The 21,641-nt window shown below is 65.3% G+C and carries 22 protein-coding genes and 1 tRNA gene; 10 read left to right on the top strand and 13 right to left on the bottom strand.

What is annotated here, in order from left to right; translation table 11 throughout:
* Window positions 1–78 precede the first annotated feature (78 nt).
* Window positions 79–152: transfer RNA gene (locus C8J26_RS01815), tRNA-Gln, on the top strand.
* 416 nt (window positions 153–568) lie between these two features.
* Here C8J26_RS01815 and C8J26_RS01820 read toward each other — a convergent pair.
* Window positions 569–2,026 (bottom strand): RES family NAD+ phosphorylase, encoded by a 1,458-nt coding sequence (locus C8J26_RS01820; RefSeq protein WP_107956484.1) that lies wholly within the window; start codon window positions 2,024–2,026, stop codon window positions 569–571.
* 181 nt (window positions 2,027–2,207) lie between these two features.
* Here C8J26_RS01820 and C8J26_RS01830 point away from each other — a divergent pair, with 181 nt between their 5' ends.
* The 4 genes from C8J26_RS01830 (at window position 2,208) to C8J26_RS01845 (ending at window position 8,063) form a co-directional block, all read left to right on the top strand.
* Entirely contained in the window at window positions 2,208–3,071 is an 864-nt protein-coding gene (locus C8J26_RS01830; protein ID WP_107956485.1) for a hypothetical protein, read from the top strand.
* Window positions 3,072–3,235: 164 nt separating this feature from the next.
* Window positions 3,236–4,948 carry a hypothetical protein gene (locus tag C8J26_RS01835; RefSeq protein WP_107956486.1) on the top strand — a complete coding sequence of 571 codons (1,713 nt, stop codon included), beginning with the start codon at window positions 3,236–3,238 and terminating at the stop codon, window positions 4,946–4,948.
* Window positions 4,949–4,953: 5 nt separating this feature from the next.
* A complete protein-coding gene (locus C8J26_RS20780) occupies window positions 4,954–7,173 on the top strand; it encodes a ParB/RepB/Spo0J family partition protein (RefSeq protein WP_244185115.1) in 2,220 nt (739 codons plus the stop codon).
* Window positions 7,170–8,063: a plasmid partitioning protein RepB C-terminal domain-containing protein gene (locus tag C8J26_RS01845; protein WP_056409630.1), complete on the top strand. Its 894-nt coding sequence runs from the start codon at window positions 7,170–7,172 to the stop codon at window positions 8,061–8,063. The genes C8J26_RS20780 and C8J26_RS01845 overlap by 4 nt, the downstream gene beginning before the upstream one ends.
* Window positions 8,064–8,596: 533 nt before the next feature.
* Here C8J26_RS01845 and C8J26_RS01850 read toward each other — a convergent pair.
* The 5 genes from C8J26_RS01850 to C8J26_RS01870 form a co-directional block, all read right to left on the bottom strand.
* A complete protein-coding gene (locus C8J26_RS01850; RefSeq protein WP_107956487.1) occupies window positions 8,597–9,067 on the bottom strand; it encodes a response regulator in 471 nt (156 codons plus the stop codon).
* Between the two features lie 55 nt (window positions 9,068–9,122).
* Complete coding sequence (locus C8J26_RS01855; protein WP_107956488.1) at window positions 9,123–9,578, bottom strand: hypothetical protein; 456 nt, start codon at window positions 9,576–9,578, stop codon at window positions 9,123–9,125.
* 21 nt (window positions 9,579–9,599) lie between these two features.
* Entirely contained in the window at window positions 9,600–9,947 is a 348-nt protein-coding gene (locus tag C8J26_RS01860; RefSeq protein ID WP_107956489.1) for a hypothetical protein, read from the bottom strand.
* Window positions 9,948–9,981: 34 nt separating this feature from the next.
* The gene (locus C8J26_RS01865) at window positions 9,982–10,521 is read right to left on the bottom strand and encodes a helix-turn-helix domain-containing protein (protein ID WP_107956490.1); all 540 of its coding nucleotides are present in this window, start codon (window positions 10,519–10,521) and stop codon (window positions 9,982–9,984) included.
* Window positions 10,522–10,811: 290 nt separating this feature from the next.
* Window positions 10,812–11,441 carry a TlpA family protein disulfide reductase gene (locus C8J26_RS01870; protein WP_107957017.1) on the bottom strand — a complete coding sequence of 210 codons (630 nt, stop codon included), beginning with the start codon at window positions 11,439–11,441 and terminating at the stop codon, window positions 10,812–10,814.
* Window positions 11,442–11,457: 16 nt separating this feature from the next.
* On the opposite strand from C8J26_RS01870, the gene argH reads away from it, so the two are divergent.
* The 5 genes from argH to C8J26_RS01895 are packed head-to-tail and all read left to right on the top strand — an operon-like array spanning window position 11,458 to window position 16,091.
* Window positions 11,458–12,840 (top strand): argininosuccinate lyase, encoded by a 1,383-nt coding sequence (argH, locus tag C8J26_RS01875; protein WP_107956491.1) that lies wholly within the window; start codon window positions 11,458–11,460, stop codon window positions 12,838–12,840.
* Window positions 12,837–13,079 carry a hypothetical protein gene (locus C8J26_RS01880; RefSeq protein ID WP_107956492.1) on the top strand — a complete coding sequence of 81 codons (243 nt, stop codon included), beginning with the start codon at window positions 12,837–12,839 and terminating at the stop codon, window positions 13,077–13,079. The genes argH and C8J26_RS01880 overlap by 4 nt, the downstream gene beginning before the upstream one ends.
* 11 nt (window positions 13,080–13,090) lie before the next feature.
* A complete protein-coding gene (gene lysA / locus C8J26_RS01885; protein WP_107956493.1) occupies window positions 13,091–14,353 on the top strand; it encodes a diaminopimelate decarboxylase in 1,263 nt (420 codons plus the stop codon).
* Window positions 14,350–15,141: a precorrin-2 dehydrogenase/sirohydrochlorin ferrochelatase family protein gene (locus C8J26_RS01890; RefSeq protein ID WP_244185117.1), complete on the top strand. Its 792-nt coding sequence runs from the start codon at window positions 14,350–14,352 to the stop codon at window positions 15,139–15,141. Before lysA ends, C8J26_RS01890 begins: the two co-directional genes overlap by 4 nt.
* Window positions 15,138–16,091, top strand: coding sequence for a CorA family divalent cation transporter (locus C8J26_RS01895; RefSeq protein ID WP_107956495.1), 954 nt, complete (start codon window positions 15,138–15,140; stop codon window positions 16,089–16,091). Before C8J26_RS01890 ends, C8J26_RS01895 begins: the two co-directional genes overlap by 4 nt.
* A 3-nt stretch (window positions 16,092–16,094) precedes the next feature.
* On the opposite strand, the gene C8J26_RS01900 is transcribed toward C8J26_RS01895, so the two are convergent.
* The 7 genes from C8J26_RS01900 to C8J26_RS01930 form a co-directional block, all read right to left on the bottom strand.
* Window positions 16,095–16,493: a flagellar export chaperone FliS gene (locus C8J26_RS01900; RefSeq protein ID WP_056412994.1), complete on the bottom strand. Its 399-nt coding sequence runs from the start codon at window positions 16,491–16,493 to the stop codon at window positions 16,095–16,097.
* A complete protein-coding gene (gene fliD, locus C8J26_RS01905) occupies window positions 16,490–17,935 on the bottom strand; it encodes a flagellar filament capping protein FliD (RefSeq protein ID WP_107956496.1) in 1,446 nt (481 codons plus the stop codon). Before fliD ends, C8J26_RS01900 begins: the two co-directional genes overlap by 4 nt.
* A 57-nt stretch (window positions 17,936–17,992) precedes the next feature.
* Entirely contained in the window at window positions 17,993–19,135 is a 1,143-nt protein-coding gene (gene flhB, locus C8J26_RS01910) for a flagellar type III secretion system protein FlhB (protein ID WP_107956497.1), read from the bottom strand.
* A 15-nt stretch (window positions 19,136–19,150) separates the two neighbouring features.
* Window positions 19,151–19,924 (bottom strand): flagellar biosynthetic protein FliR, encoded by a 774-nt coding sequence (gene fliR / locus C8J26_RS01915; RefSeq protein WP_082445078.1) that lies wholly within the window; start codon window positions 19,922–19,924, stop codon window positions 19,151–19,153.
* A 241-nt stretch (window positions 19,925–20,165) separates the two neighbouring features.
* The gene (gene fliQ, locus C8J26_RS01920; RefSeq protein ID WP_055874447.1) at window positions 20,166–20,435 is read right to left on the bottom strand and encodes a flagellar biosynthesis protein FliQ; all 270 of its coding nucleotides are present in this window, start codon (window positions 20,433–20,435) and stop codon (window positions 20,166–20,168) included.
* Between the two features lie 4 nt (window positions 20,436–20,439).
* The gene (gene fliP / locus C8J26_RS01925; RefSeq protein ID WP_107956498.1) at window positions 20,440–21,390 is read right to left on the bottom strand and encodes a flagellar type III secretion system pore protein FliP; all 951 of its coding nucleotides are present in this window, start codon (window positions 21,388–21,390) and stop codon (window positions 20,440–20,442) included.
* Entirely contained in the window at window positions 21,387–21,641 is a 255-nt protein-coding gene (locus C8J26_RS01930) for a flagellar biosynthetic protein FliO (RefSeq protein ID WP_055874442.1), read from the bottom strand. The genes fliP and C8J26_RS01930 overlap by 4 nt, the downstream gene beginning before the upstream one ends.

The raw sequence follows: 21,641 nt of genomic DNA on the forward strand, positions 1-21,641 counted from the left end.
ACGCAAGCGACGTGGCACATCGGCAACATCTTGGCGTTGACAGCGGCAAACCGCCCGCCTAGAGCCCGCCCTCGCTGATGCCCCGTCGTCTAATGGTAAGACTGCGGTTTCTGATACCGCCTATTGAGGTTCGAATCCTCACGGGGCATCCAGCGCTCTATCCTTTGACACCGAAACCGGACCTCTGTGACAAGAGTACGCCTTGGGCGTGCTTCCCCTTGTTGGCTCGAGATCGCCGCGTTTCTCTGGGATGTGGGGCTGAGATGGCTGGTAAGAGGTAAAGTCGCTGGGATGAAATGCGCGCTTCGCCCCGAGAGAGATTCCTACAAGATCATATGCGGCGGATTAGGGAGCTGTGCGCCTAAGACCCACTTTCGGCCATTCACCGGCCAATTTACTACACCCAACTCCGGCCGTTTGTTCATGTAGGCACATCTGCGCTGACGGCGCCGCGTGGAACGGCGAGAATTGGGACGAAGCCGTCGTTCCCGCCTAACCGCTGAACGCCGGCTCATGCCCAGACCTGCCATTCACAAGCAGGAGGAACTTCCGAATCACGGCATCGCCGTCAAAAGTCAGGGGTACCGCCTAGCTTGGAGGGGCGCTTTTCCCTCCGATATCTGCGCACATCGAATGTCTCCGTCTTAATCTTGATCCTCTCGACATGATGGACCTGCAGAGTGTCGATGGCGACCGCCAGCGCTGGTTGGCGATCGTCGTCCGGCTCGGCAAAGGGATCAAGGTAGCGCGGCGGCCAAAAGGTGCCACCTGGCGCAGGCTTCGGCGGTTCGGGAGGTGGCACCTCTTCCGAGACCCAGTAGTCCGGAGACGGACCGTCTTCGTCGAAGGAGCCGAGCATCGCTGAGACGGTCGAGCCTTCCGGCAAATCGACGTTCTTGACCCGAGAGGCGCGCCGGAACAGCACCACATTCTGATGATCACCGCGCTGCTGCACCGAGGGATATAGCAGCCCGTCGATGTTCAGCGCCTCATTTGCCGCCAGATAGTCCGCGATGACCTGGGTGATCAAATACTCAGCTGGTTCATCGTCGGGCATCACCGGCATCGTCATCCGCGCGCTGAGACTCCCCATGAACTTTGCAAGCTCGAGACGGCCCATATAGTCAGGATCGAAAATGCTGCCCTCGACATAGACCGACTGGAGCGCGTCGATATCAAGAAGGCGCAGCGGTCTGATCACATCGAACTTGCCGACCAGGGCGCGACTGCCGACGGGTGGCCGGACCTCGGACAGAGCGGCCTCGTCGCTGGTCGCGCCATAGAATAAGGAGACGCCATGGGCATTCATGCGGCCCCCGAGAGCGATACTGGGAGACGGCGGTCCGAGGTCTCGATCGGGCCGCTCAAGCGCGGGACCTAGCTTCAAATCGGAATGGAAAACGCGTGCTCGGCTAAAGCGCTCTAGCTGGGTCAGAGGCCCGGCGTGGCGGATCACCCCGCGTCTGTCGCGTGTGCCATAGCCGTCTATCCCGGTGAAGATGCGATCGAGGAAGGATTTTGCGAGCTTGTTGAAATAGCGTGTCTCGCCCTTCAGAGACCGCTCTAGATTGCGCCATTCGAGCTGGAACTCGATGTCATTAGGCCTTTTCCGCTCGTAATAGCTGTCCGGATCAAATTCACACTCTCCGTCGGCCGCCTGGTAGTCCCAGTCCCCGTGCTCATCCGCGAGAATATCAAGGATTTCCTGCGCGACCGCATCGTCGATCGAGGCAGCTTCCTGTATCACTTCTAAAACCGGTTCGCCCTCGCGCTCCCATTCGTAGGAACTCTCGCGGTCGCCAAGCATAGCGGACTGGAATGCATCTGGCTGATTGGAGGTGCGGAAATAGTGGGTCTCGAAGGCGGTCCCAACCTTCTGAGCCAACTCAGCAACAGGTATGACAAAGCCTTCATGCTCGCAAAAAAAACACACGCGTTCATCGCCGCACGCGGTGATTTCTGCCTTGAGATAGGCATTGCCCACGCAATCGGCGCACACAACACGCTCCTCGTCATCGTCGATCATTGACCACCTCGTTCGGGTTTTGGAAGATTGAACGCCGTCGCTGGCACCGCTTGCCGCCTATTATCCTAGCGGCCGCAATCTGTCTGCTGCACTGAAGGCGTTCATCAGTCTCGCGCATGATCATGCCGGCACTGCTTCCTGAAGTCAGCTTACGTTGAAGGTCCCGCCCGTGAGTCTTAACATGCCGGCAAAATGGCGTTTCGGATCGCCGGGCGAACTGGATCAACAGGGCGTAAATGCCTTCAACTCGCTCATCCACACTATCGCAGCGCAGGCCGAATCCAGTTGGGAAATCCTCGAGCTTTTCAAGGCGAAGTTCAATGGCGGCGCCAGCTGGAGCTCCAACGAAAGCTGGGCGATAGGCGATCTCCAGAACGCCATGAGCAACTCCGCCGACAATGCCGCGACCTTCATTGCGGCATTCTGGGACGGCTGCGAGCAAGTCCATCGCGAACATCCCACTATCGGCCTGCCCGACGTCGACATCATAAACCAGATATTGTTCGACCACGGCGCGCCCTTTGAAGTGCGGCCGCCCGACCTCGTGCCTCGCAATCCTCAAATCCCGATTCCGGTCCTAACGCCGCAGCGGTCCATTGGCGAGCAGGCCGTAGAATTGATCAACGCATCACTTGATCAAGCGGACCGGCTGCTTCTCGAGCAGCGGCCGCGACCGGCGGTCCAAGAGATCCTTTGGCTGCTGGAGACGGTCGCCACTGCCTTCCAGGGACTGGATACCGGGACCGGCACCATCGAGGGCAAGTATTTCAACGAAATCGTCCGCAACCTGCGCAATCACCACCGCGGCGGCCCGCTCGCCGAGGCCTTGGGCTGGATGACCAAGATGCACGGCTTTCTCTCGTCGCCCACCGGCGGCGGGGTGCGCCACGGCACCCAATTGGCCGCCGACGTGTCTCCCACGCTCAAGGAAGCGCATCTCTACTGCAATCTCACGCGCAGCTATATCAACTACCTGCTCGCCGAGGCAGCGGATGCCATGCCAGTTGCGACCGTAAGAAAGTCGCCATTCGGCACGTCGGTGTAGTTAAAAGCGGTCGTCAGTTCTTGCGGCTTGTGAGGGACGAAAGGTAGGACATTCTTGCCGGTCGGTGCCGCGACCGGGAACGTCCGGTTACGCTGACACTAGCCACTTATTGATCCGCCTATCCGCTAGTAGTGTAGTCGCGTCGCGACTACATTCGCAGAGCTATGCCACAACATATCTTCTTCTCCTGGCAGATCGATCGATTGCCCCTGACCGGTCGCAATCTGATCGAGCGCGCGCTCGGCGACGCGATCTTGGCGATCCAGGCCGATGCCGAGATCGATCCGGCGTACCGCGAACTGGCGATCGACCGCGACACCAGTGGCGTGCCCGGTTCGCCGCCACTGGTCGAGACAATCTTCGCCAAGGTCGATGTCGCCACCGCCTTCCTGTCCGACCTGACCTATGTCGCCACCCGCGCTGATGGCCGGCTCATGCCCAACCCCAATGTCCTGCTCGAACATGGCTGGGCCCTGCGCGCGCTCAGCTGGCGGCGGGTCATCTCGGTGATGAACGTCGCTTATGGTTCGCCCGAAAACCATCCGCTGCCGTTCGACCTGCAGCATTTCCGGCGTCCGATCCTCTACAACTGCCCCGATGATGCCGACGAGGCGGCACGGCGCGCGGCCCGCAATGCTCTGGCAGCAGCGCTTAGAGATGCCCTGCGCGCGATCTTGAATGATGAGGTGGCCGTTGCGCCAGCGGCAGCTCCGGCCGAACCGCATCCGCTCGATGTCGAACTGCTGGACAAGGTCCGCGGCCAGTTTCCGGTCGGGCTGCAACGCTTCTTCCACGATCATAATTTCGGCGAGCCGTTCCGCCGCGACATGCTGAACCCGCTCTATGAAATGAACGAGGACTGGCGCGGCGCCAGGTTCGAGTTCCATGATGGCGCGCTGCAGGCCGCTTGGGCGGAAGCCCGCGCACGGGCGGAGGCGCTTGGCAATCTCACCGGCAAATATCTCTTCGTGCTCGACGCGAACATTGCACTCTGCTCGCCCAAAACCGACGAGGACCGTCGCCGTGGCACCCAGCCATCGACCGTCCGCGCGGTGGGCGAAATGAATGAGGCGGCGACCGCCTTCGCCGCCGCGCTCGACGCTTTTGAGCGCGTCGCTAGAGATCGCGTGCGGGTCGCTGCCGTGGCGGTTGCTGCTCCACCCGCTGCGGCTGCCGACCCATGGGAAGCGGCGAAAGCGTTGCTCGAACGGCTCGGCAATGACGGCGCGAGTGGGCGCGTGCCCGGCATCGTCAGCAAGCCGAGCGTGACGATCAGACTGGTGCCGGCGGTCGTCGCCGAACGCCCGCGTCTTGTGCCGGCGCAGGTCGCCAAGGCGCAGATGCGGTTTGCGCCCGACGTCCACGCGCGCGTTGTGACCGATGCCGATGGCGATCAATGGTGGAGCGCCGAGGTGCCGCGCGATGTCGGCAAGCCCAATGGCGAGTCGCGCTGGCGCACGCGGCTCGTGCGCCCGGGCGCGATCGAGTTCGAGGCGACGATCGGATCGCGGATCGATGACGATCCCCATATCATGGTTAATGGCCGCGACCTTGAAGGCCGCATCGTCGCGAGCATCGAGCAATTGGCGGCATGCCTGACGGAAGTGGGGCTTGGCGGCCCGGCTCTGCTGGCGATCGGCTTTGAAGGCGTCGAGGATGTTGAGCTGACCCGCGCGCGTGGCGGCGGTCGCCCGATACGGCAGCCTGGCTTTTCGCTCCCCGTCGTCGAACTGGCAGCCCCCCTCGCGCAGCCCGGCAATCAGCTGAACGAGGTCTTCGACATATTGTGGCAGACGTCGGGTTGGGGCGATGGATCGCCGTCTTTCGGTCGCGAGATCTGGGACGGCTATGCCGGCGACGAAGCCGCAGCGCGCTGAGCGAGATGAACGAGGTTCCACTCGGCAGGTTTGACATCTACGCGCTCGCGCTGCCGCGCGGTCATGGTTTTGGCGACCAACTTCCGCATGAGGCTTGGGAAACCGACGACGGCAAGGCCTTGGCAATCATCACGCGCCACACCGATCATGGCGATCTCGGCCTCATTGTTATGCGCCGGCGGACGGACGGCGTCTGGGCAACGACCTGCGATCTGCTAGGTCTTGTGGACGCCGACGCGGCGCGAGATCGTGCGCGTGTAGAGCTGCGCGAGGGTGAGCCGCCCGAACCAGTCCCACCCGGCGTCCAGCGGCGGACAGCGCTCTATGATCTGGAGGGCCGCGAGCCGAGTGAGACTTTCAAGATGCTGACGGCGAACAGTCATCGCAATGTCGCCTGGCTGCTCAACCAGCTCTATCTTTCGCTACCCCGCCCCGACCGCAACTGGGCCGCCGACTGCCAGACCGAGAACTTTCATACCCGGCTCTGGGAAGCGCAGCTCCTCGCCTCGTTTCGTGAGCAAGGACTGCTGGTGACGCAGCCCTGCGAGTCTCCGGATTTTCTCATCGAGAACCGCAAAGGCGGGACCGCGTGGGTCGAGGCGGTCACCGCCAATCCGCAGGCGCGATTCGAGCCAGTCGGTGCAATTCCGTCGAGCCAGCCCGAGCAGAATGAAGAGCTGTTCTTCGGGGCTGCTGCCCTTCGCTTCGCGAAGACCATCGGCAGCAAGCTGCAACGCCGTTATGCGGATATGGACCATGTCGCAGGACACCCCTTTGCGATCGCGCTGGAGGATTTCCATGCCCCGTCATCGATGGTGTGGAGCCGCGAAGCGCTGCTCGGTTATCTCTATGGCTTCGGCGCGGAGGCGATCGAGGTCGACGGGAAACGCGTCGCCGCTGGCTATGAGGTCGATCGGCTGCTCGGCTCCTCGCAGTTCCCGGCCGGGATGTTTCGCGACGAGGCCCATGCCGAGCTGTCGGCGGTCATTTTCACCAATGCCTGTGCGCTCAGCAAATTCAATCGCGCAGCGCTGACCCGGGGCATGCAGTCCCATGTCGGCCGCTATGTGCGATACGGGCGTTTTTATGACCGCAACCCCGGTGCGCTTGATGGCATTCCCTTCTGCCTCGATGTGCTCTCGCACGAGTATCGCGCGCTCTGGCCGCAGGGCTGGGAACCATGGTGCGCGGAACTGGAGGTCTTCCATAATCCGTTCGCGCGACATCCATTGCCTACCCAGTTGCTCCCCGAGGCCTCCCACTGGCTTGAGATCGATGGCGCGATGGACTGTCGCCATTACTATGACACCGGGATTCTATGGTCGCGCTCGCTCATCATGGCCGCCGACGATCCGATGCCGACCTACGAGACCTTGCCCGCCTGGTTCGATCCGCGAGTCCGCAACAAGCGTTCGTTTACGGAAATCGTCGACAATATCGCTCAAGTCGGGCTCAAACGACCGATTACTGTCACGCGTCGAGTGGAGGCAGACGGGCCCTTCTACGATCTCGTTTGTGGTCAAGGACGCCTTGAAGCGTATCAGGAACTTGGACAGATCGAGGTGCCTGCCCTCGTCGTGTTAGCCGATCCCGAGGATTGTCTGATCGCCAGCCTGGTCGAGAATTGTGCCCGGCGCCAGCACAGTGCGATTGACTTGCTCCAGGACATCGGCGGCATGCGCAAGCGCGGGCACAGCTTGCCCCAGATTGCTCGCAAGACCGGCCTCACGCTCGAATATGTAAGTGGCGTCGGTCGCCTCCTCGAAAAAGGCGAACAGCGCTTGCTACGTTCGGTCGAAGCGCGGACTATTCCATTAAGCGTTGCCGTTGATATCGCTGAGGCGGAAGATCACGACGTACAGCGTGCTCTCCAACTGGCTTATGAAAAGGGAACGCTGCGCGGACGTAAGCTGATGGCGGCAAAACGCATCGTCGAAGAGCGGCGCCGGCGTGGTAAGCACCTAAGACAGCAGACCGGTAAGCCGCCAGTTAACCAGAAACTGTCGCCGGCAGCGCTGATCCGTGCATACCAGGAGGACGTCGATCGGAAGCGCGGCCTGATCCGAAGGGCTAACGTTGCACGTGACCGACTTCTTCTTGTTACCGAGGCGCTGCGCCGGCTTAGTCTCAGCGAGCAGTTTACGGCCCTAATCGAGGATGAGGGGCTCGGGACCATGCCCGAGAATCTCGCATTGCACCTTGATCGCATGGAAGCCTCGTCGTGAGCAGTCGGCACACGGCCATCCCAGTCAAGCTGGCTTTTGAGGAGGCGAGCCTTCGCATTCCTATTGACTGCATCATGCCGCTTCGCACGATCTCCGCGTCGGTGAAGAAGTCGGTAAAGTACGGGCAGATCGCCGCTTCCATCGCCGAGGTCGGTATCATCGAGCCGCCCGTGGTCGCTCGAGATGCAACCGATCCCGAACGCTACCATCTGCTTGATGGACATCTGCGTGTTGAGATCGTGCGGGAGCGCGGCGACACTGAGCTCGTATGCCTAGTTGCGACCGACGACGAAGCCTTCACCTATAACAAGCGAGTCAGCCGGATCGCGACCATTCAAGAGCATCGGATGATCCTGAACGCGGTCAAGAAGGGGGTATCTGAGGAAAGGCTCGCGCGGGCGCTGAACGTCGACATTGCCAGCATTCGAAAGAAGCGGAACCTGTTGGTTGGGATTTGCCCTGAGGCGGCTGAGCTACTTAAAGACCGGCACGTGCCCATCCACGTGTTCACCGAGCTTCGTTTTATGAAGCCCGTCCGCCAAGTCGAAGCCGCCATGGCTATGGTCACTATGAACCGGTTCTCGGTAAGCTATGCCCGTTCGCTAGTCGCCTCCACACCCGATGATCAACTCGTCGCCGGCAAGCCGCGGCGCATGGCCGGCCTAACCGAGGATCAGGTGGCGACGATGCAGCGCGAAAGCGAGAACGTCGACCGGCAGCTGCGCGCGGTTGAGCAGACGTACAGCTCTGATCAGTACGACCTGATGCTTGCAGCCGGCTACGTGAACCGATTGCTTGGTAACGTCCGCATAGTCCGCTACTTGGCGCAGCATCACGCCGACATTCTCACAGAGTTTCAAAAATTGAGCGATCTGCAGAAGGCAGCGTAGCCGAAGCCTCGCCCTTCATAGCGGAGTTAAGAGAGGCGGCGACAGCTTTGGCCCGCATCGGGCGTGCCTAGGTGAGCGTCTTGCCAAAAATGGTAAGGGCGGCACCCGACTCGGCCATCGCACGATCATCAGGATGATACGGGGCCGTGTCATGTCTCAGCATGCTCTGGCGGAAGATCGGAATGGCAAGCGCGATCAGGTGCCGTGCGTTAGCTACGGGCTTCAACCTCGGTCAGCGATAAATCGCGGCCATGTTATTTGTTGGTGAGCGAGAGTACATCGGGGCGCGAAGCCGCCGGGTAGTCAATTGCCACCACGCCGCTCGTACCAGGCGCTGCTTGCTACTGCTTCGACCCCATAATTCGCCAATCCGCCACGCGAGATGCCGGAGGGGCAGGGGCTTGGGTGATCGTCTAGGACAAAATCTTGTCAAAAAATTGCGTGATCGGTCAACAATTCTGTCAGCTGGTTTTGACAGATCATGTTCTGTTCTGACGTGAGCGGTCAGGTTTATGTGTCAAAGGACACGCTCCCTAAATTTCCTGCAGGAAGTGCAGCATCATCGTCAGCGCGTCGTCGGTCAGGCCGAGCGAGCGGCGGGACAGTGGTTCGCTTTGCGGCCAGCAGGTGATCAGCCCCCGATGCTCGAGCGTGAGCAGCCAACGCCGGATCGTGACCTCGGACAGCCCGGTGGCGGCGCGCACCGCGTCGATCGTCAGCGGTGCCCCCTCCTCATAGGCGACGAACAGCGCGAGCAGGATGTCCCATGCAGGATCCTGGAACAGCGCCTGGACCGAGGCAAAGGCGGTCGATCGCGCCTGCTGCTGATGCATCAACGCGCGTGCACGATCGAGTTCGGGCGGCGACGACGGATCGACATCGGTTTCGGTGCCGACGCCGCAAGCACTTGTTTCAGGCGGCATCTGCAGTGGCGTGGTCTCCGCCGGTACAGCGTTGGGCGAGGATGGCTCGGTCGGGTAGCGCAGGCGAAGGGGGGCGCTCATCGGCGTCGTTCCATATATTGAAGGCGGTGTGGGTATCGTGACCGCAGGGGCGGGGTCAGGGCGATTTCAACACGCTCGACCAGTCCGGGTCGCAACCATAGGACCAGCGGCGCCTGCGGTGGCGCTCGGTGCCGACGATCAGCACGGCGAGCATCGGATAGGCGATCTTGCTGATCGCGGCGGCGTACATCCAGGGCACCAGCGTCGGATCATAGGCCCGCACGCCGTGGACCGTGATCGCCAGCAAATGCAGCGCGCTGATCCAGATCGGCCAGAACCGGTTCGCGAACATCGCGACCGCGACCAGCCCGGCGAGCAGGGCGAGATCGACCGACAGCAACGCGCCGTCGACCGACCGGAAGGCGGGCCGCGCCGAGAACGCCAGCCCACTCGACGCGATCGCGGCGAGCAGGAACGCGGCCGCGACGAGTCGTTCGGGCCGCCCGCCATGGCGGAACGCGAACCAGCACGTCGCCAGCGCGATGACGTAATAGACCAGGACGTGGATCATGTCGCGCGCGCCGGAGTCGCGTCAGGCCGCCGCGGCGACGATCGAGAGATGGCTGGTATCCGCACCGGTGAAGAATGCCTGATCCGGTTTGGGCAGGCCATCGCCGAAACCGACGAACTTGCCGATCCGTTCGGCGCTGCGGTGCGCGGCGATGACATGCCCCTGCGCCTGCGCGATCGCGGCCATCGCGCCGCCGAGCTCCTGGACGACGGGCTGGGCGATACGGGGGGTGACGCCCGCGGTGCTGCCAAAGGTGGCGCTGGCGACGGCGAGGTGCGAGCAGATCGCAAAGGCCTCGGCCAGTTGGGCTTCGAGCCGGTTCAGCAGGATGCCGATCTCGGTGCCGGTCGTTGCAAGCTGCGTGTCCATGGACGTGTCCGCCGGGGGCGGCCTTCTCGATCGATTATCCAGACAGGTGTCCCAGCCGTTCGATCAGGTCGGCGAGCACCTTGAGACCGCTTGCGAGCATGCCGAAACCGACCGCAAGGATCACTGCGATGGCCGGTATCCAGAGCAGGCGAAGCGCGACCGGAAGGTCGTTGCTGCGCTGCCCCGTGCGCCTGATCGGAAGCAGCCCTGCGAGCGAGCCCATGCTGTTCGCACGGGTATCGTGGGATGCGTCCGGTTCGGCGACCGGCTGGCCGATCTGTGTCATCGGTGGTGGCGGCGCGGCCACCCATGGAGATTGCCCCCCTGATTGCCCGGGGGCGGCAGCCGGGGTCTCCGATAGCGGGTCGGCGCGTTCGTGCCGGGCGAGCATGCGCGCCGCATCGCCGCGATCGGTCGCGCCGAGGATGCGGACCGCCTCTGCGATGTAGCCGTCGACGGTGCCAGGCGCGATGCCGAGATCCGCGGCGATCTGCTTGGTCTTGCGCAACGCGGCCACGCCGCGCAGCACGTCGCGGTGCCGGTTCGACAATCGATCGATGCGGGGTTCTTCCATCTCGTCCCCCTTTCACCGGGCCGGCGCCGTCACGGCCGCCAAAGCGTGCTTGGTCCTACCGGGCCAGTGCCCGCGCGGGCAACCACCTGCGGCCAGCGCATACAGGCGCGTCGGGCCCGACGGTACGCGCATGGCCGCGTCTTCCAACTCGGCTCATCGCATTTGGATCATTCTTTGCCCGTTCTGCAGTTTTTCGCACGGTCATGCGTTAGGACAGTTGTGCCGGCCCGCCATCAACCTTTGGCTCGTCACCAAGGCGGGTCGGCACAATATCCAGCGTTGTTCGCGCCTTACGATGCCTCGGCGATCAGCTTGGCAGCCGCGGGGGTGTTCCATTCATACCCGCCGGTCATCCGCCAAACTTCCTTGCCCGCCGAATCGTACAGGATCGTGGTCGGCAGGTTCGCCTGATAGGCGAGGCTGAGGCCGAGCTTGGGATCGAGATAGGGCTTCAGCGTCGTGAAGCTCTTGGCGGCGAAAAACGGGGTCACCTTCTCCGCGCCCTGCAGGTCCTGGCTGACCGCGATGACCTGGACCTTGCCGGCGAGCGACTTGGCGGCGGCATCGAGCGTCGGCATCTCGGCGACGCACGGCGCGCACCACGTCGCCCACAGGTTCAGCAGCAGCGGCTTGCCCTTGAACGAGGCGAGCGTCACCGGTTTGCCGTCGGGCGCGGTGAAGGCGACGGTCGGGCCGGTCTCGCCCTTGTGGCTGCGGTCGAGCTTTTCGGTGCTGGCCGAGGGGCCGGTGGCTTCGTCGGGGGCAGGGCCGGGCGCGACCTCGTCGGCAGACGCCGTATTCGCCGCGGCGACGTTTGCTTGCTCCGGCGCGGGCGATTTCCTATCGCAGCCGGCGACCAGCAGGCCCATTCCAACCAGACAGATGATTGGGCGCGACGTGAACACAGGACGCAAGACCATGGACGGTTCCAATTCGATGTGGGGTGGGCGGTTCGCCGAGGGCCCGGCGGCGGTCATGCGCGAGATAAACGCCTCCATTCCCTTCGACAAGCGGCTCTGGCAGCAGGATATTGCGGGCTCCAAGGCGCATGTCGCGATGCTCGGCAAGCAGGGCATCGTCTCGGCCGAGGATGCGGCCACGATCGCGGCGGGGCTCGATACGGTCGCGGCGCATTATGCCGAGCACGGCGTCGAGGAGAATCTGGTCCTCGAGGATATCCACATGCAGACCGAGGCGCGGCTCGCCGACGCGATCGGCCCGGTCGCCGGGCGCCTGCACACCGCGCGGTCGCGCAACGACCAGGTCGCGACCGATTTCCGGCTGTGGGTGCGCGACGCGATCGATCAGGCGCTGGCGGCGCTGGCTAGCTTCCAGGCGGCGCTGCTGGCACGCGCCGAAGAGCATGCGGCGAGCGTCATGCCCGGCTTCACGCATCTCCAGTCCGCGCAGCCGGTGACGCTCGGGCATCATCTTATGGCGTATCACGCGATGATATCGCGCGACGTAGGGCGGTTCGCGGACGCTCGCGCACGGATGAACCGGTCGCCGCTGGGCTCGGCCGCACTCGCGGGCACCGGCTTTCCGATCGACCGTGAGATGACCGCCGCCGCGCTCGGCTTTGACGGACCGATGACCAATTCGCTCGACGGTGTCAGCGACCGCGATTTCGCGATCGAGTATCTGACCGCGGCGACGCAGACCTCGCTGCACCTGTCGCGGCTGGCCGAGGAGTTCGTGCTGTGGGCGTCGCAGCCGTTCGGCTTTGTCGCGCTCAGCGATCAATGGTCGACCGGCAGCTCGATCATGCCGCAGAAGCGCAACCCCGATGCGGCCGAGCTGGTGCGCGGGCATGCGGGGCGTATCCTCGGTTGCATGACCGCGCTGATGGTGACGATGAAGGGCCTCCCGCTCGCCTATTCGAAGGACATGCAGGACGACAAGCCGCCGGTATTCGAGGCGCACGACCTGCTCGCGCTGTCGATCGCGGCGATGACCGGGATGGTCGAGAGCGCAACGTTCCGGACCGATCGGATGCGCGGGCTGGCCGAGTCGGGCTTTGCGACCGCGACCGATCTCGCCGACTGGCTGGTGCGCGAGGCCGGGCTCCCGTTCCGCGAGGCGCATCATGTCACCGGGCGTGCGGTGAAGCTGGCGGAGGAGCGGAAGGTCGCGCTCGACGCGCTGCCGATCGAGGACCTGAAGGCAATCGATGCGCGGATCGACGAACGTGTGTACGGCGTGCTCTCGGTCGACGCGTCGGTCGCCAGCCGGACGAGCTTTGGCGGCACCGCGCCCGACAATGTGCGCGCCGCAATCCGCGCGGCGCGCACCAAGACGGCGGGGGGAGAAACGGCATGAAACGGTTACTCGCACTTTCGGGGTTGGCGCTGACACTGGCCGGCTGCGGCGCGGCGGACGGGTTGGTGCCCGCGGAGGGCAAGACTCTCCCGGTCGCGCCTTATGGTGCCAAGACCCAGCCGACCGCCGCGCAGCTGCTCACGCCCACCACGCAGCAACGCCCGCAGCGCAGCGATGAGCTGCTGACCAAATCCGACGAGCGCCGCAGCGACGAATTCGACCTGCCGCCTCCCAATTGAAGACCTGATCCATGAACCATTTCGCCTATCGTGACGGTGTGATGCATGCCGAGGATGTCGCCCTGCCGGCGATCGCCGAGGCCGTCGGTACCCCCGTCTATGTCTATTCGACCGCCACCTTCCGCCGCCATGCACAGGTATTCCGCGATGCGCTGAAGCCTGCGGGCCGAGTCCATCTGGCCTATGCGATCAAGGCGAACCCCAATGTCGCGGTGCTGCGCGTGCTGGCCGACGAGGGCTATGGCGCGGACGTCGTCTCGGCGGGCGAGATGCAGCGCGCGCTGGCGGCGGGCATCCCGGCGTCGGACATCGTGTTCTCGGGCGTCGGCAAGACGCGGCGCGAGCTCGCTCAGGCGCTCGATGCCGGGATCGGCCAGTTCAACCTCGAGCTCGAGGAGGAAGGCGAGGTTCTCGCCGCACTCGCGCATGCGCGCGGCGAACGCGCACCCGCGGTGCTGCGCGTGAACCCCGACGTCGACGCGGGGACGCACGCGAAAATTTCGACCGGGCGCAAGGAGAACAAGTTCGGCGTCGCGATCGACCAGGCGGTCGCGATGTTCGACCGGTTGTCGAAGCATGACGGGCTCGACCTGCGCGGTGTCGCGATCCACATCGGCAGCCAGCTGGCCGACTTGGTACCGCTCGAGGCCGCCTATGCGCGGATCGGCGAGCTGGTCGCCGAACTGCGCGCTGCCGGGCACACGATCAGCCGCGTCGATCTGGGTGGCGGCCTGGGCGTGCCGTACAAGCCCGAGGACGTGCTGCCGAGCCCGGCCGACTATGGCGCAATGGTCGCGCGCGCGACCGCCGATTGGGACGTCGAACTGATGTTCGAGCCCGGCCGCGTGATCGCGGGCAATGCGGGCGTGTTGCTGACCGAGGTGATCTGGGTGAAGCCGGGCGTCGTGAACCCGTATGTGATCGTCGATGCGGCGATGAACGACCTCGCGCGCGTCGCGATGTACGATGCGTATCACGACTTCGTCGCGGTCGCGCCGACCGGCGAGCGGATGACTGCCAACATCGCCGGGCCGGTGTGCGAGACCGGCGACACCTTCGCGATGGGGCGCGATATCGACGTCGTGAAATCGGGCGACCTCGGCGTGTTCCGCACCGCGGGCGCGTATGGCGCGACGATGGCGTCGACCTATAACAGCCGTGCGCTGGTGCCCGAAGTGCTGGTCGACGGCGACCGGTTCGCGGTGGTCGCCGACCGGATCCAGCCCGAGACGATCCTGGCCGCCGAGCGTGTGCCGGAATGGCTCAAGCGGTGAATCCCGCGCCGCCCCCCTCGCTACAGAGCCTGCCGCTGTTCGTGCGGCTGGCGGGGCGCCCGGTGATCCTGCTGGGGGACGGCGAGGCGGCGGATGCGAAGCGGCGGTTGCTCGACCGCGCCGGCGCCGATGTGGTCGGCGAGGATGCCACAGCCTCGCTCGCGATCGTCGCGATCGACGAGGAGGACGAGGCGCTGGCGGCGGTCGCGCGGCTGAAGGCGCGCGGGATCTTAGTCAATGCGGTCGACCGCTCGGCGCTGTGCGACTTCACGCTGCCGGCGATCGTCGACCGCGCGCCGGTGTTGATCGCGATCGGGACGAGCGGCGTGTCGGCCGGGCTTGCCGCGGCGTTGCGGCAGCGGCTCGAGGCGCTGGTGCCGGGCGATCTGGGTAAACTAGCGCTGGCCTTGCAGGCGGCGCGCAGCGCGTTGCGCAAGCGTTGGCCCGACATGGGCGAGCGCCGTCGCGCGCTGGCGACCGCAATGGCGGCGGGCGGGCTGCTCGATCCGCTGTCGCCGACGCACGATGTCGATGCGTGGCTGGCGCCGACGGGCGCGCCTGCTGCGACGCGCGACGTGGCGATCACGCTGGTGCTGCTGTCCGACGATCCCGAAGACCTGACGTTGCGGCAGGCGCGCGCGCTGGCGAGTGCCGACCGCGTCTATCATGGCCCCGACGCTCCTGCGGCGATCCTCGACCGGGCGCGTGCCGATGCCGCGCGGCTGTGCGCGCCGATGCCCGCGGATCCCGGTACCGGGCTATCGATCGAGATCGAGATGGCGCTTTGAGCGGGTTCGGCTTTCGCATCACCGACGGCAAGGCGGCGCGGATCGACGTGCAGGACGCGCTGGGCTGTACGGCGGATCTCGTCTGGGTGCATCTGTCGACCACTGCCGAGCATGCGCAGACCTGGCTGCGCGACGAGGCCAAGCTGCTCGACTATGTCGTCGACGCGCTGACCGCAACCGAGACGCGGCCGCGGTGCGAGGCGGTTGGCGAGGGCGCGTTCCTCAATCTGCGCGGGCGATCGAAGGAGGAACTCGACACCTCCGATCTGCTCGCCTCGGTGCGGATCTGGGCGGTGAAGGGGCGGGTATTCTCGGTCACGCGCAAGCCGCTGATCGCGGTCGCCGAGGTCGAAAAGATGGTCGAGCGCGGCGAGGTCCGCGATCCGGGCGACCTCATCGCGGCGTTTGCGACCGCGATCACCGCCGATCTCGATCCCGACGTGGCGACGCTCGGTGACGAGCTCGACGATTGCGAGGAGCAGCTCGACGCCAACCGCGTGTTCGAACTGCGCCGCGCGGTGAGCAAGGTGCGCGTGGCGGCGATCGGCTATAAACGCTTCCTCAGTCCGCAACGCGCCGCGCTGGAGAAATTGGCGGCGTTGCCCGGCGACTGGCTCGCCGACGACGACCGCCTTCATCTTGCGGCGGCGGCGGATCGCGCGGCGCGGATGGCGGAGGAGCTCGAATCGATCCGCGAACGTGCGGCGCTGATCCATGAGACGCTCACCGACATGCGCGCGGAGCAGATCGACAGTCGCTCGCTGATCATCTCGATCGCGGCGATGGTGTTCCTGCCGCTGACGTTCCTCACGGGGCTGTACGGCATGAACGTCAAGGGGCTGCCCTATGCCGAGGAGCCCTGGGCGTTCGACGCGATCGCGGCGGCCTGCGTGCTGATCGCGGTGGGGGTCGTGGCGTATTTCACCATGCGCCACTGGTTCCGCCGCTAGCCGTCAGGCGGCGCTGGCGGTCCGCCAGGCCTGGGCGATCTCGTCGAGCATGTCGGCGGAGTCGCGGAACGGCTTGGGGTCGTGGCCGAGCGAGGCGTTGATGACGGTCTTGCGCGCGCCGCCGTACAGCCGGGCGAGCGTCTCCGAGACCTGCCCGCCCTTCTCGAAATCGAGGCCGGCCTCGAGCGCGAACAGGATCGCGGTGGCGCGCGTGATCCGCTCGCTCTTGACCGCGAACTTGCGCTTTTCGCAGGCCCAGGCGGCGGCGCGCAGCGCCGCGACGAGTTCCTTGTAGAGCAGCTGGACGAGCGCCGGGCCGTCCGCAGTCGCGGTGCGGCCGACCGCGTCGATCTGGCGATAGGTGGCGAACGGGTCGCGCGCGAGCGTGGAGGCGTAGGTCACGAGGTCTTGTTCCACTGGGCGATCTGGCCGGTGAGGAAGGTCTGCGTCGATTTATACGCCGACACGCGCGAGTTCATGCTGGCATATTGCTGAGTCAGGCGCGTGGTGAGCTGCGCCGTCTGGTCGGCGACCTTGTCCTGCTGCTTGGTCACGTCCGACTGCGCCGCGGTGTAGCGCACGGTGGACGCGCCGAGCCCGGTCAGCGTGCTGGTCGCACTGGTGGTCAGCGCGGTCAGCGCCGCGGACAGGCCGAGCGCGTTGGTGCCCGACGGCGCGAACATCGATTCGATCGTGTCGGGATAGGCGGCAAGCTGCTTGGCGAGCAGCGTGCTGTCGACGCGCAGCGTGCCGTCGGTGTTGGTCGCGACGCCCAGCTCCGACAACGTCCGCGGGAGGCCGGCGACCGCGCCGCCGACCAGCGGCTTCGACGTCAGCGCCTTCAGCGAACTCAGCAGCGACTTGGCCGCCGGATCGGCGCGCAGGTTGCCGGTGATCGGATCGGTCTGCGCGGTGACCGTCGCGAGGACTTCGTTATAGGTCGTGACGACGTCGTTCACCGCCTGGGTCAGCGCGTCGGTCGGCGCGGTGCTGGTCAGCGATACGGGCACGGTCGACACCGCGTTCAGCTGCAGCGTCACGCCCGAGACGAGATCGCTGACGGTGTTGCCGGGGCGCTCGACGGCGATCCCGTCGACGGTGATCTGCGCGTTCTGCGCGGTCGAGACCAGGCTCGTCTTGGTCGCGGTGCCGCCGATGTCGAGCGCGTCGTTGTTGGCTCCCTTCAGGGTGAAGGCGTTGTCGCTGCCGGTCGCGCCCTTGACCGACAGGAACGCGCGCCCCTGCGCATCGGTGACGACGGAAGCGGTGACGCCCTTCTTCGACGCGTTGATACCCGCCGCGATCGCATCGATGCTGCCGTCGCCAATATCGATCGCGACGTCCTCGCCGGTGCCGATCTTGAGCGTCAGCGCACCGGTGCCGAGCGAGGTCGCACGGTCGGCGGCGGCGACGGGGGTGTTGGTGCGCGCGACCTGGCCGGTGGCGAGGCGCGTGACGGTGACGCTAGCGGACAGGCCCGACAGCTTTGCGCCCGACTGCGCGGTGGCGGACAGGACGGCGGCGTTCGAGCTGGTCGGCTGGGTCTGCAGGCTGCCGCCCTTCACCAGATTGGCGAGCGCGGTGGAGAAACCGGTCATCGTGCTCTTGAGCGAGGCGACGCCCGAGATCTGCGACGTGAGCGTGTCGGACTTGGATTTCAGCGCGGCGGTGCGCGCGGCGAACTGCGCTTCGACGAGCGAGGTGACCAGCGTGCCGGTATCGACGCCCGAGCCCGCGCTGAGCCCGGTCAGCAGCGCCTGCGTCGCGGCGTTGACCGCGCTCTGGGCGGTCGGCGTGGGCGTCGGTGTCGGCGTGGCCGTCGTGCTGCTGGTCGATGTTACCATGGCAAATTCCCTGCACGTGCGCGCGCATCTGTAAGAACGACCGTTCGCGGCCGATCTTTAGGTCTGTTTCATGCCGTTTTCGTCGAATCGTGCGTCCTTGGGCACGGTGACGAACGGCTGGACGCCCGCGGCCGTACCGCCGGCCGCCGCGTTCAGCCCGAACACGAAGGCGAGCACCGTCGCGATCGCCATGTACAGGTCGTCGCGAACCTCCTGGTTTTCCTTGCTCGTGTAATAGATTGCACGCGCGAGCATCGGATATTCGAGCACGGGAACGCGCCCCTCCGCGGCCAGTTCGCGGATCGCCAGTGCGGTCGCGCCGCGGCCCTTGGCGACTACCACCGGCACCTGATCTTTTCCGCGATCATAGCGGAGGGCGACGGCGAAGTGCGTCGGGTTGGTCAGCACGACATGCGCCTCCGCGACCGACTTGCGTAAGCCCCCGCTCGCCATCGCGCGCATCTTGGCGCGCATCTGGCCCTTCGCCTCGCCATTGCCCTCGGTCGACTTGTGCTCGTCCTTCACCTCCTGCTTCGACATCCGCATCTTGCCGAGGCGGCGGATGATCTGGATCGGCAGGTCGATGCCCGCGATCGCGCACAGCCCGAACGCCATCGCGATCAGGATGCCCTTGAAGATCCCGCCGAGCGTCGACAGCGCCTGGTTGAGATCCGCGGACGAGGCGAGCCCCATCGTCGAATGCGCCGCGTTCCACAGCATCCAGCCGCCGATCGTGCCGAGCAGGATCACCTTCAGCAGCGACTTGCCGAGCTCGATCCAGCCATTCGCGCCGAAGATCCGCTTGAGCCCCGCGGCGGGATCGACGCGGCTGTATTTGGGCGCGAGCAGACCGCCGTTGAACCCGAGCGACCCGAGCCCCGCCTGGCTCAGGATCGCCGCGCCGATGCTGACGATGAACAAGGTGACGAGCGAGGGGGCGAGCTTGCCACCCGCCTCCATCAGCGGGCGCCAGGGCGCGAAATCCTCGACATCGGCATGCGTGAACTGGAAGCTCGAGCTCATGATCGCCTTGCACGCGGCGATCAGCGTCGGGCCGGCGTAGATCAGCCAGGCGACGCCGGCGAGCATGCTCAATGCGGTGGCGAAGTCGCGCGACTTGAGGATGTCGCCCTTCTCGACCGCATCCTTCTTGCGCTTTGCGGTTGGGGCTTCGGTTTTTTCGCCCGAATCTTCAGACATGGGCACCCTCCCACATCAGCCGAGCACCAGGTTCTCGGTGGCGGACAGGCCTTCGCGGACGATGACGAGCATGTAATCGCCCATCGTCGGGAACGCGATCGCCAGCGTGATGACGCCGACCGCGAGGCTGGCGGGCAGGCCGACCGCGAACAGGTTGAGCGAGGGCGCGGCGCGGCTCAGCATGCCGACGACGATGTTGAGGCAGAGCAGCAGGAAGCCGACCGGAAGCGCGAGCAAGAGCCCCGCGAGAAACGCATAGCCGCCGAAGAACGCGATCGCCTTGAGCCGCTCGACGCCGATCCATGCGGCGCCGGGCGGGAGCACCTCATAGCTCTTCACGATCATGTCGATCAGGATCAGGTGGCCGTCGACCGACAGGAACAGCAAAGTCAGCATGATCGAGAAGAACTGGCCGAGCGCGGGCGACGACTTGCCGTTCTGCGGGTCGATCGAGGAGGCGAAGCCGAGCCCCATCGCGCCGCCGATCACCTCGGCGGCGATGACGGGAGCTGCGAACGCGATCTGTAGGACGAAGCCGAGCGCCAGGCCGACGAGCGCCTCGGCGGCGGCGGACAGCACGGTGGTCACCGAGAAGATGCTCGCCGGCGGCACGATCGGATGGACCGCGAGCACGAGGAAGCCGATCGCGCCCGACAGCGTGACGCGCACGGTCAGCGGCACCGCGACCGCCCCGAACACGGGCGCGGCGATGAACGTCGCGCCGATGCGGATCATCACGAACACGAGCGCCCAGAGTTGCGGCTCGATCGAGAGCCCGAAGCCCAACACGACTAAATCCCCATCCCGCTTGCGGGAGGGGTCAGGGGAGGGCGCGACGTACGTACTGGCGTCCGGTTGGTGGTGCACGCCCCTCCCCCGACCCCTCCCGCAAGCGGGAGGGGAGCAGAAGGGACGGTCGCGTGTTCGGCGTGCCAGCGCCGCGGCACAGCCGCGTCGTCGGTCCTTGGCTGTGCCAAGGCCGGCCGGGCTTGCGCTAAGTGCGCGGACGTCGCCGCGCTGGCGCTGCGCCTCACTTAACGAGATCCGGAATACGTTCGAAGATCCCGATCGTGAAATCGCTAAGCAACCCGAGGATCAGGCTCCCGAAGATCAGGATCGACACCGCGACCACGACCAGTTTCGGCACGAACGACAGCGTCTGCTCGTTGATCGACGTCGCCGCCTGGATCATGCCGAGGATCAGCCCCGCGAGCAGCGCCGGGATCAGGATCGGCGCGCTGGCGAGTGCCAGCACCCACATCGTCTGGTTGGCGACGGTCAGGAAATATTGGGCGTCCATCGCCTCAGGTCGCGAACGAGTTGGCGAGGCTGCCCATCGTCAGCGCCCAGCCGTCGACGAGCACGAACAGGAGGAGCTTGAACGGCATCGAGATGATCGTCGGGCTGAGCATCGCCATGCCGAGCGACATCAGCACGGTCGCGACGACCAGGTCGATGACGATGAACGGCAGGAAGATCAGGAAGCCGATCTGGAACGCGGTCTTGAGTTCCGAAGTGACGAAGGCGGGCAGCAGGACCGAGAAGGGGATGTCGGTGGAGGACGCGTACGGGCCGGACTTGGCGATCTGCGCGAACATCGTCACGTCCTTGATCCGCGTCTGCTTCACCATGAAGGCGTGGAGCGGCACGCCCGCGGTGGTGATCATCTGCGTGCCCGCCAGCTGCCCGGCGGCATAGGGCTGGATCGCGGTCGTGTTGATCTGGCTGATCGTCGGCGCCATGATGAAGAACGACAGGAACAGCGACAGGCCGAGCAGCACCTGGTTCGGCGGCGTCTGCTGGAGCCCGAGCGCCTGGCGCAGGATCGCGAGCACGATGATGATCCGCGTGAAGCTGGTCATCATCAGCAGGATGCCCGGCAGGACCGTGAGCAGCCCCATGATGATGAGGACTTGCAGCGACAGCGACAGCGAGCCGCTCTGCCCGGTATTGCCCGCGGCCTGTCCGCCGAGCTGGCCGAGCGCGCGATCGACCGCGTCGCCGACCGCGGGGTTGGTCGGGGCGGGGACGGCTTGGGCGAAGGCGGGCATGGCTAGGAACAGGGCGAGAACTAGAGCCAGGATGACCCACACCCACCCGTTTCCCCGCGAACGCGGGGATCCAGGACCAAGCAGCGCGCCGTTCGTGGCTCCTGGATTCCCGCGTTCGCGGGAAAACGGTTTGGCGGTCGACGCGGCAAACAAGGCCGGGCCCGAGCCCTTGCGGGTCACCGTTGGACGAACAGCGGCGGTCATGCGTCGACCTTGTCGATCAAATGCACGCCGCCACGGCCGACCGAGACGAGCAGCCGGCGGCCCTCGAAATCGATCACCGCGAGGCGCAGGCCCGGCGAGATCATCATCGTTTCCTTGACGCCGATCAGCCGAGTCGACGGCTTGCCCGGCATCCGGCTCTCGAACTTGCGCCACAGATACAGGCAGCCGAACATGAGGCCGCACACCAGTGGCAGCAGAATGACGAGCTTGAGAATGTAGGTCCAGAGCAT

Origin of the sequence: Sphingomonas aurantiaca (genome assembly GCF_003050705.1) — a bacterium.
In the GTDB taxonomy this organism is placed as follows: Bacteria; Pseudomonadota; Alphaproteobacteria; order Sphingomonadales; family Sphingomonadaceae; genus Sphingomonas; species Sphingomonas aurantiaca.

Excerpts from the sequence above, each read along its gene's own strand:
- fliD (WP_107956496.1), bottom strand. The coding sequence starts at position 17,935 with ATGGTAACATCGACCAGCAGCACGACGGCCACGCCGACACCGACGCCC.
- C8J26_RS01870 (WP_107957017.1), bottom strand. The coding sequence starts at position 11,441 with ATGGTCTTGCGTCCTGTGTTCACGTCGCGCCCAATCATCTGTCTGGTT.
- C8J26_RS01930 (WP_055874442.1), bottom strand. The coding sequence starts at position 21,641 with ATGCTCTGGACCTACATTCTCAAGCTCGTCATTCTGCTGCCACTGGTG.
- C8J26_RS20780 (WP_244185115.1), top strand. The coding sequence starts at position 4,954 with ATGAACGAGGTTCCACTCGGCAGGTTTGACATCTACGCGCTCGCGCTG.
- C8J26_RS01830 (WP_107956485.1), top strand. The coding sequence starts at position 2,208 with ATGCCGGCAAAATGGCGTTTCGGATCGCCGGGCGAACTGGATCAACAG.
- flhB (WP_107956497.1), bottom strand. The coding sequence starts at position 19,135 with ATGTCTGAAGATTCGGGCGAAAAAACCGAAGCCCCAACCGCAAAGCGC.
- C8J26_RS01835 (WP_107956486.1), top strand. The coding sequence starts at position 3,236 with ATGCCACAACATATCTTCTTCTCCTGGCAGATCGATCGATTGCCCCTG.
- C8J26_RS01850 (WP_107956487.1), bottom strand. The coding sequence starts at position 9,067 with ATGAGCGCCCCCCTTCGCCTGCGCTACCCGACCGAGCCATCCTCGCCC.
- argH (WP_107956491.1), top strand. The coding sequence starts at position 11,458 with ATGTGGGGTGGGCGGTTCGCCGAGGGCCCGGCGGCGGTCATGCGCGAG.
- C8J26_RS01865 (WP_107956490.1), bottom strand. The coding sequence starts at position 10,521 with ATGGAAGAACCCCGCATCGATCGATTGTCGAACCGGCACCGCGACGTG.
- C8J26_RS01880 (WP_107956492.1), top strand. The coding sequence starts at position 12,837 with ATGAAACGGTTACTCGCACTTTCGGGGTTGGCGCTGACACTGGCCGGC.
- C8J26_RS01855 (WP_107956488.1), bottom strand. The coding sequence starts at position 9,578 with ATGATCCACGTCCTGGTCTATTACGTCATCGCGCTGGCGACGTGCTGG.
- C8J26_RS01820 (WP_107956484.1), bottom strand. The coding sequence starts at position 2,026 with ATGATCGACGATGACGAGGAGCGTGTTGTGTGCGCCGATTGCGTGGGC.
- C8J26_RS01860 (WP_107956489.1), bottom strand. The coding sequence starts at position 9,947 with ATGGACACGCAGCTTGCAACGACCGGCACCGAGATCGGCATCCTGCTG.
- lysA (WP_107956493.1), top strand. The coding sequence starts at position 13,091 with ATGAACCATTTCGCCTATCGTGACGGTGTGATGCATGCCGAGGATGTC.
- fliQ (WP_055874447.1), bottom strand. The coding sequence starts at position 20,435 with ATGGACGCCCAATATTTCCTGACCGTCGCCAACCAGACGATGTGGGTG.
- fliP (WP_107956498.1), bottom strand. The coding sequence starts at position 21,390 with ATGACCGCCGCTGTTCGTCCAACGGTGACCCGCAAGGGCTCGGGCCCG.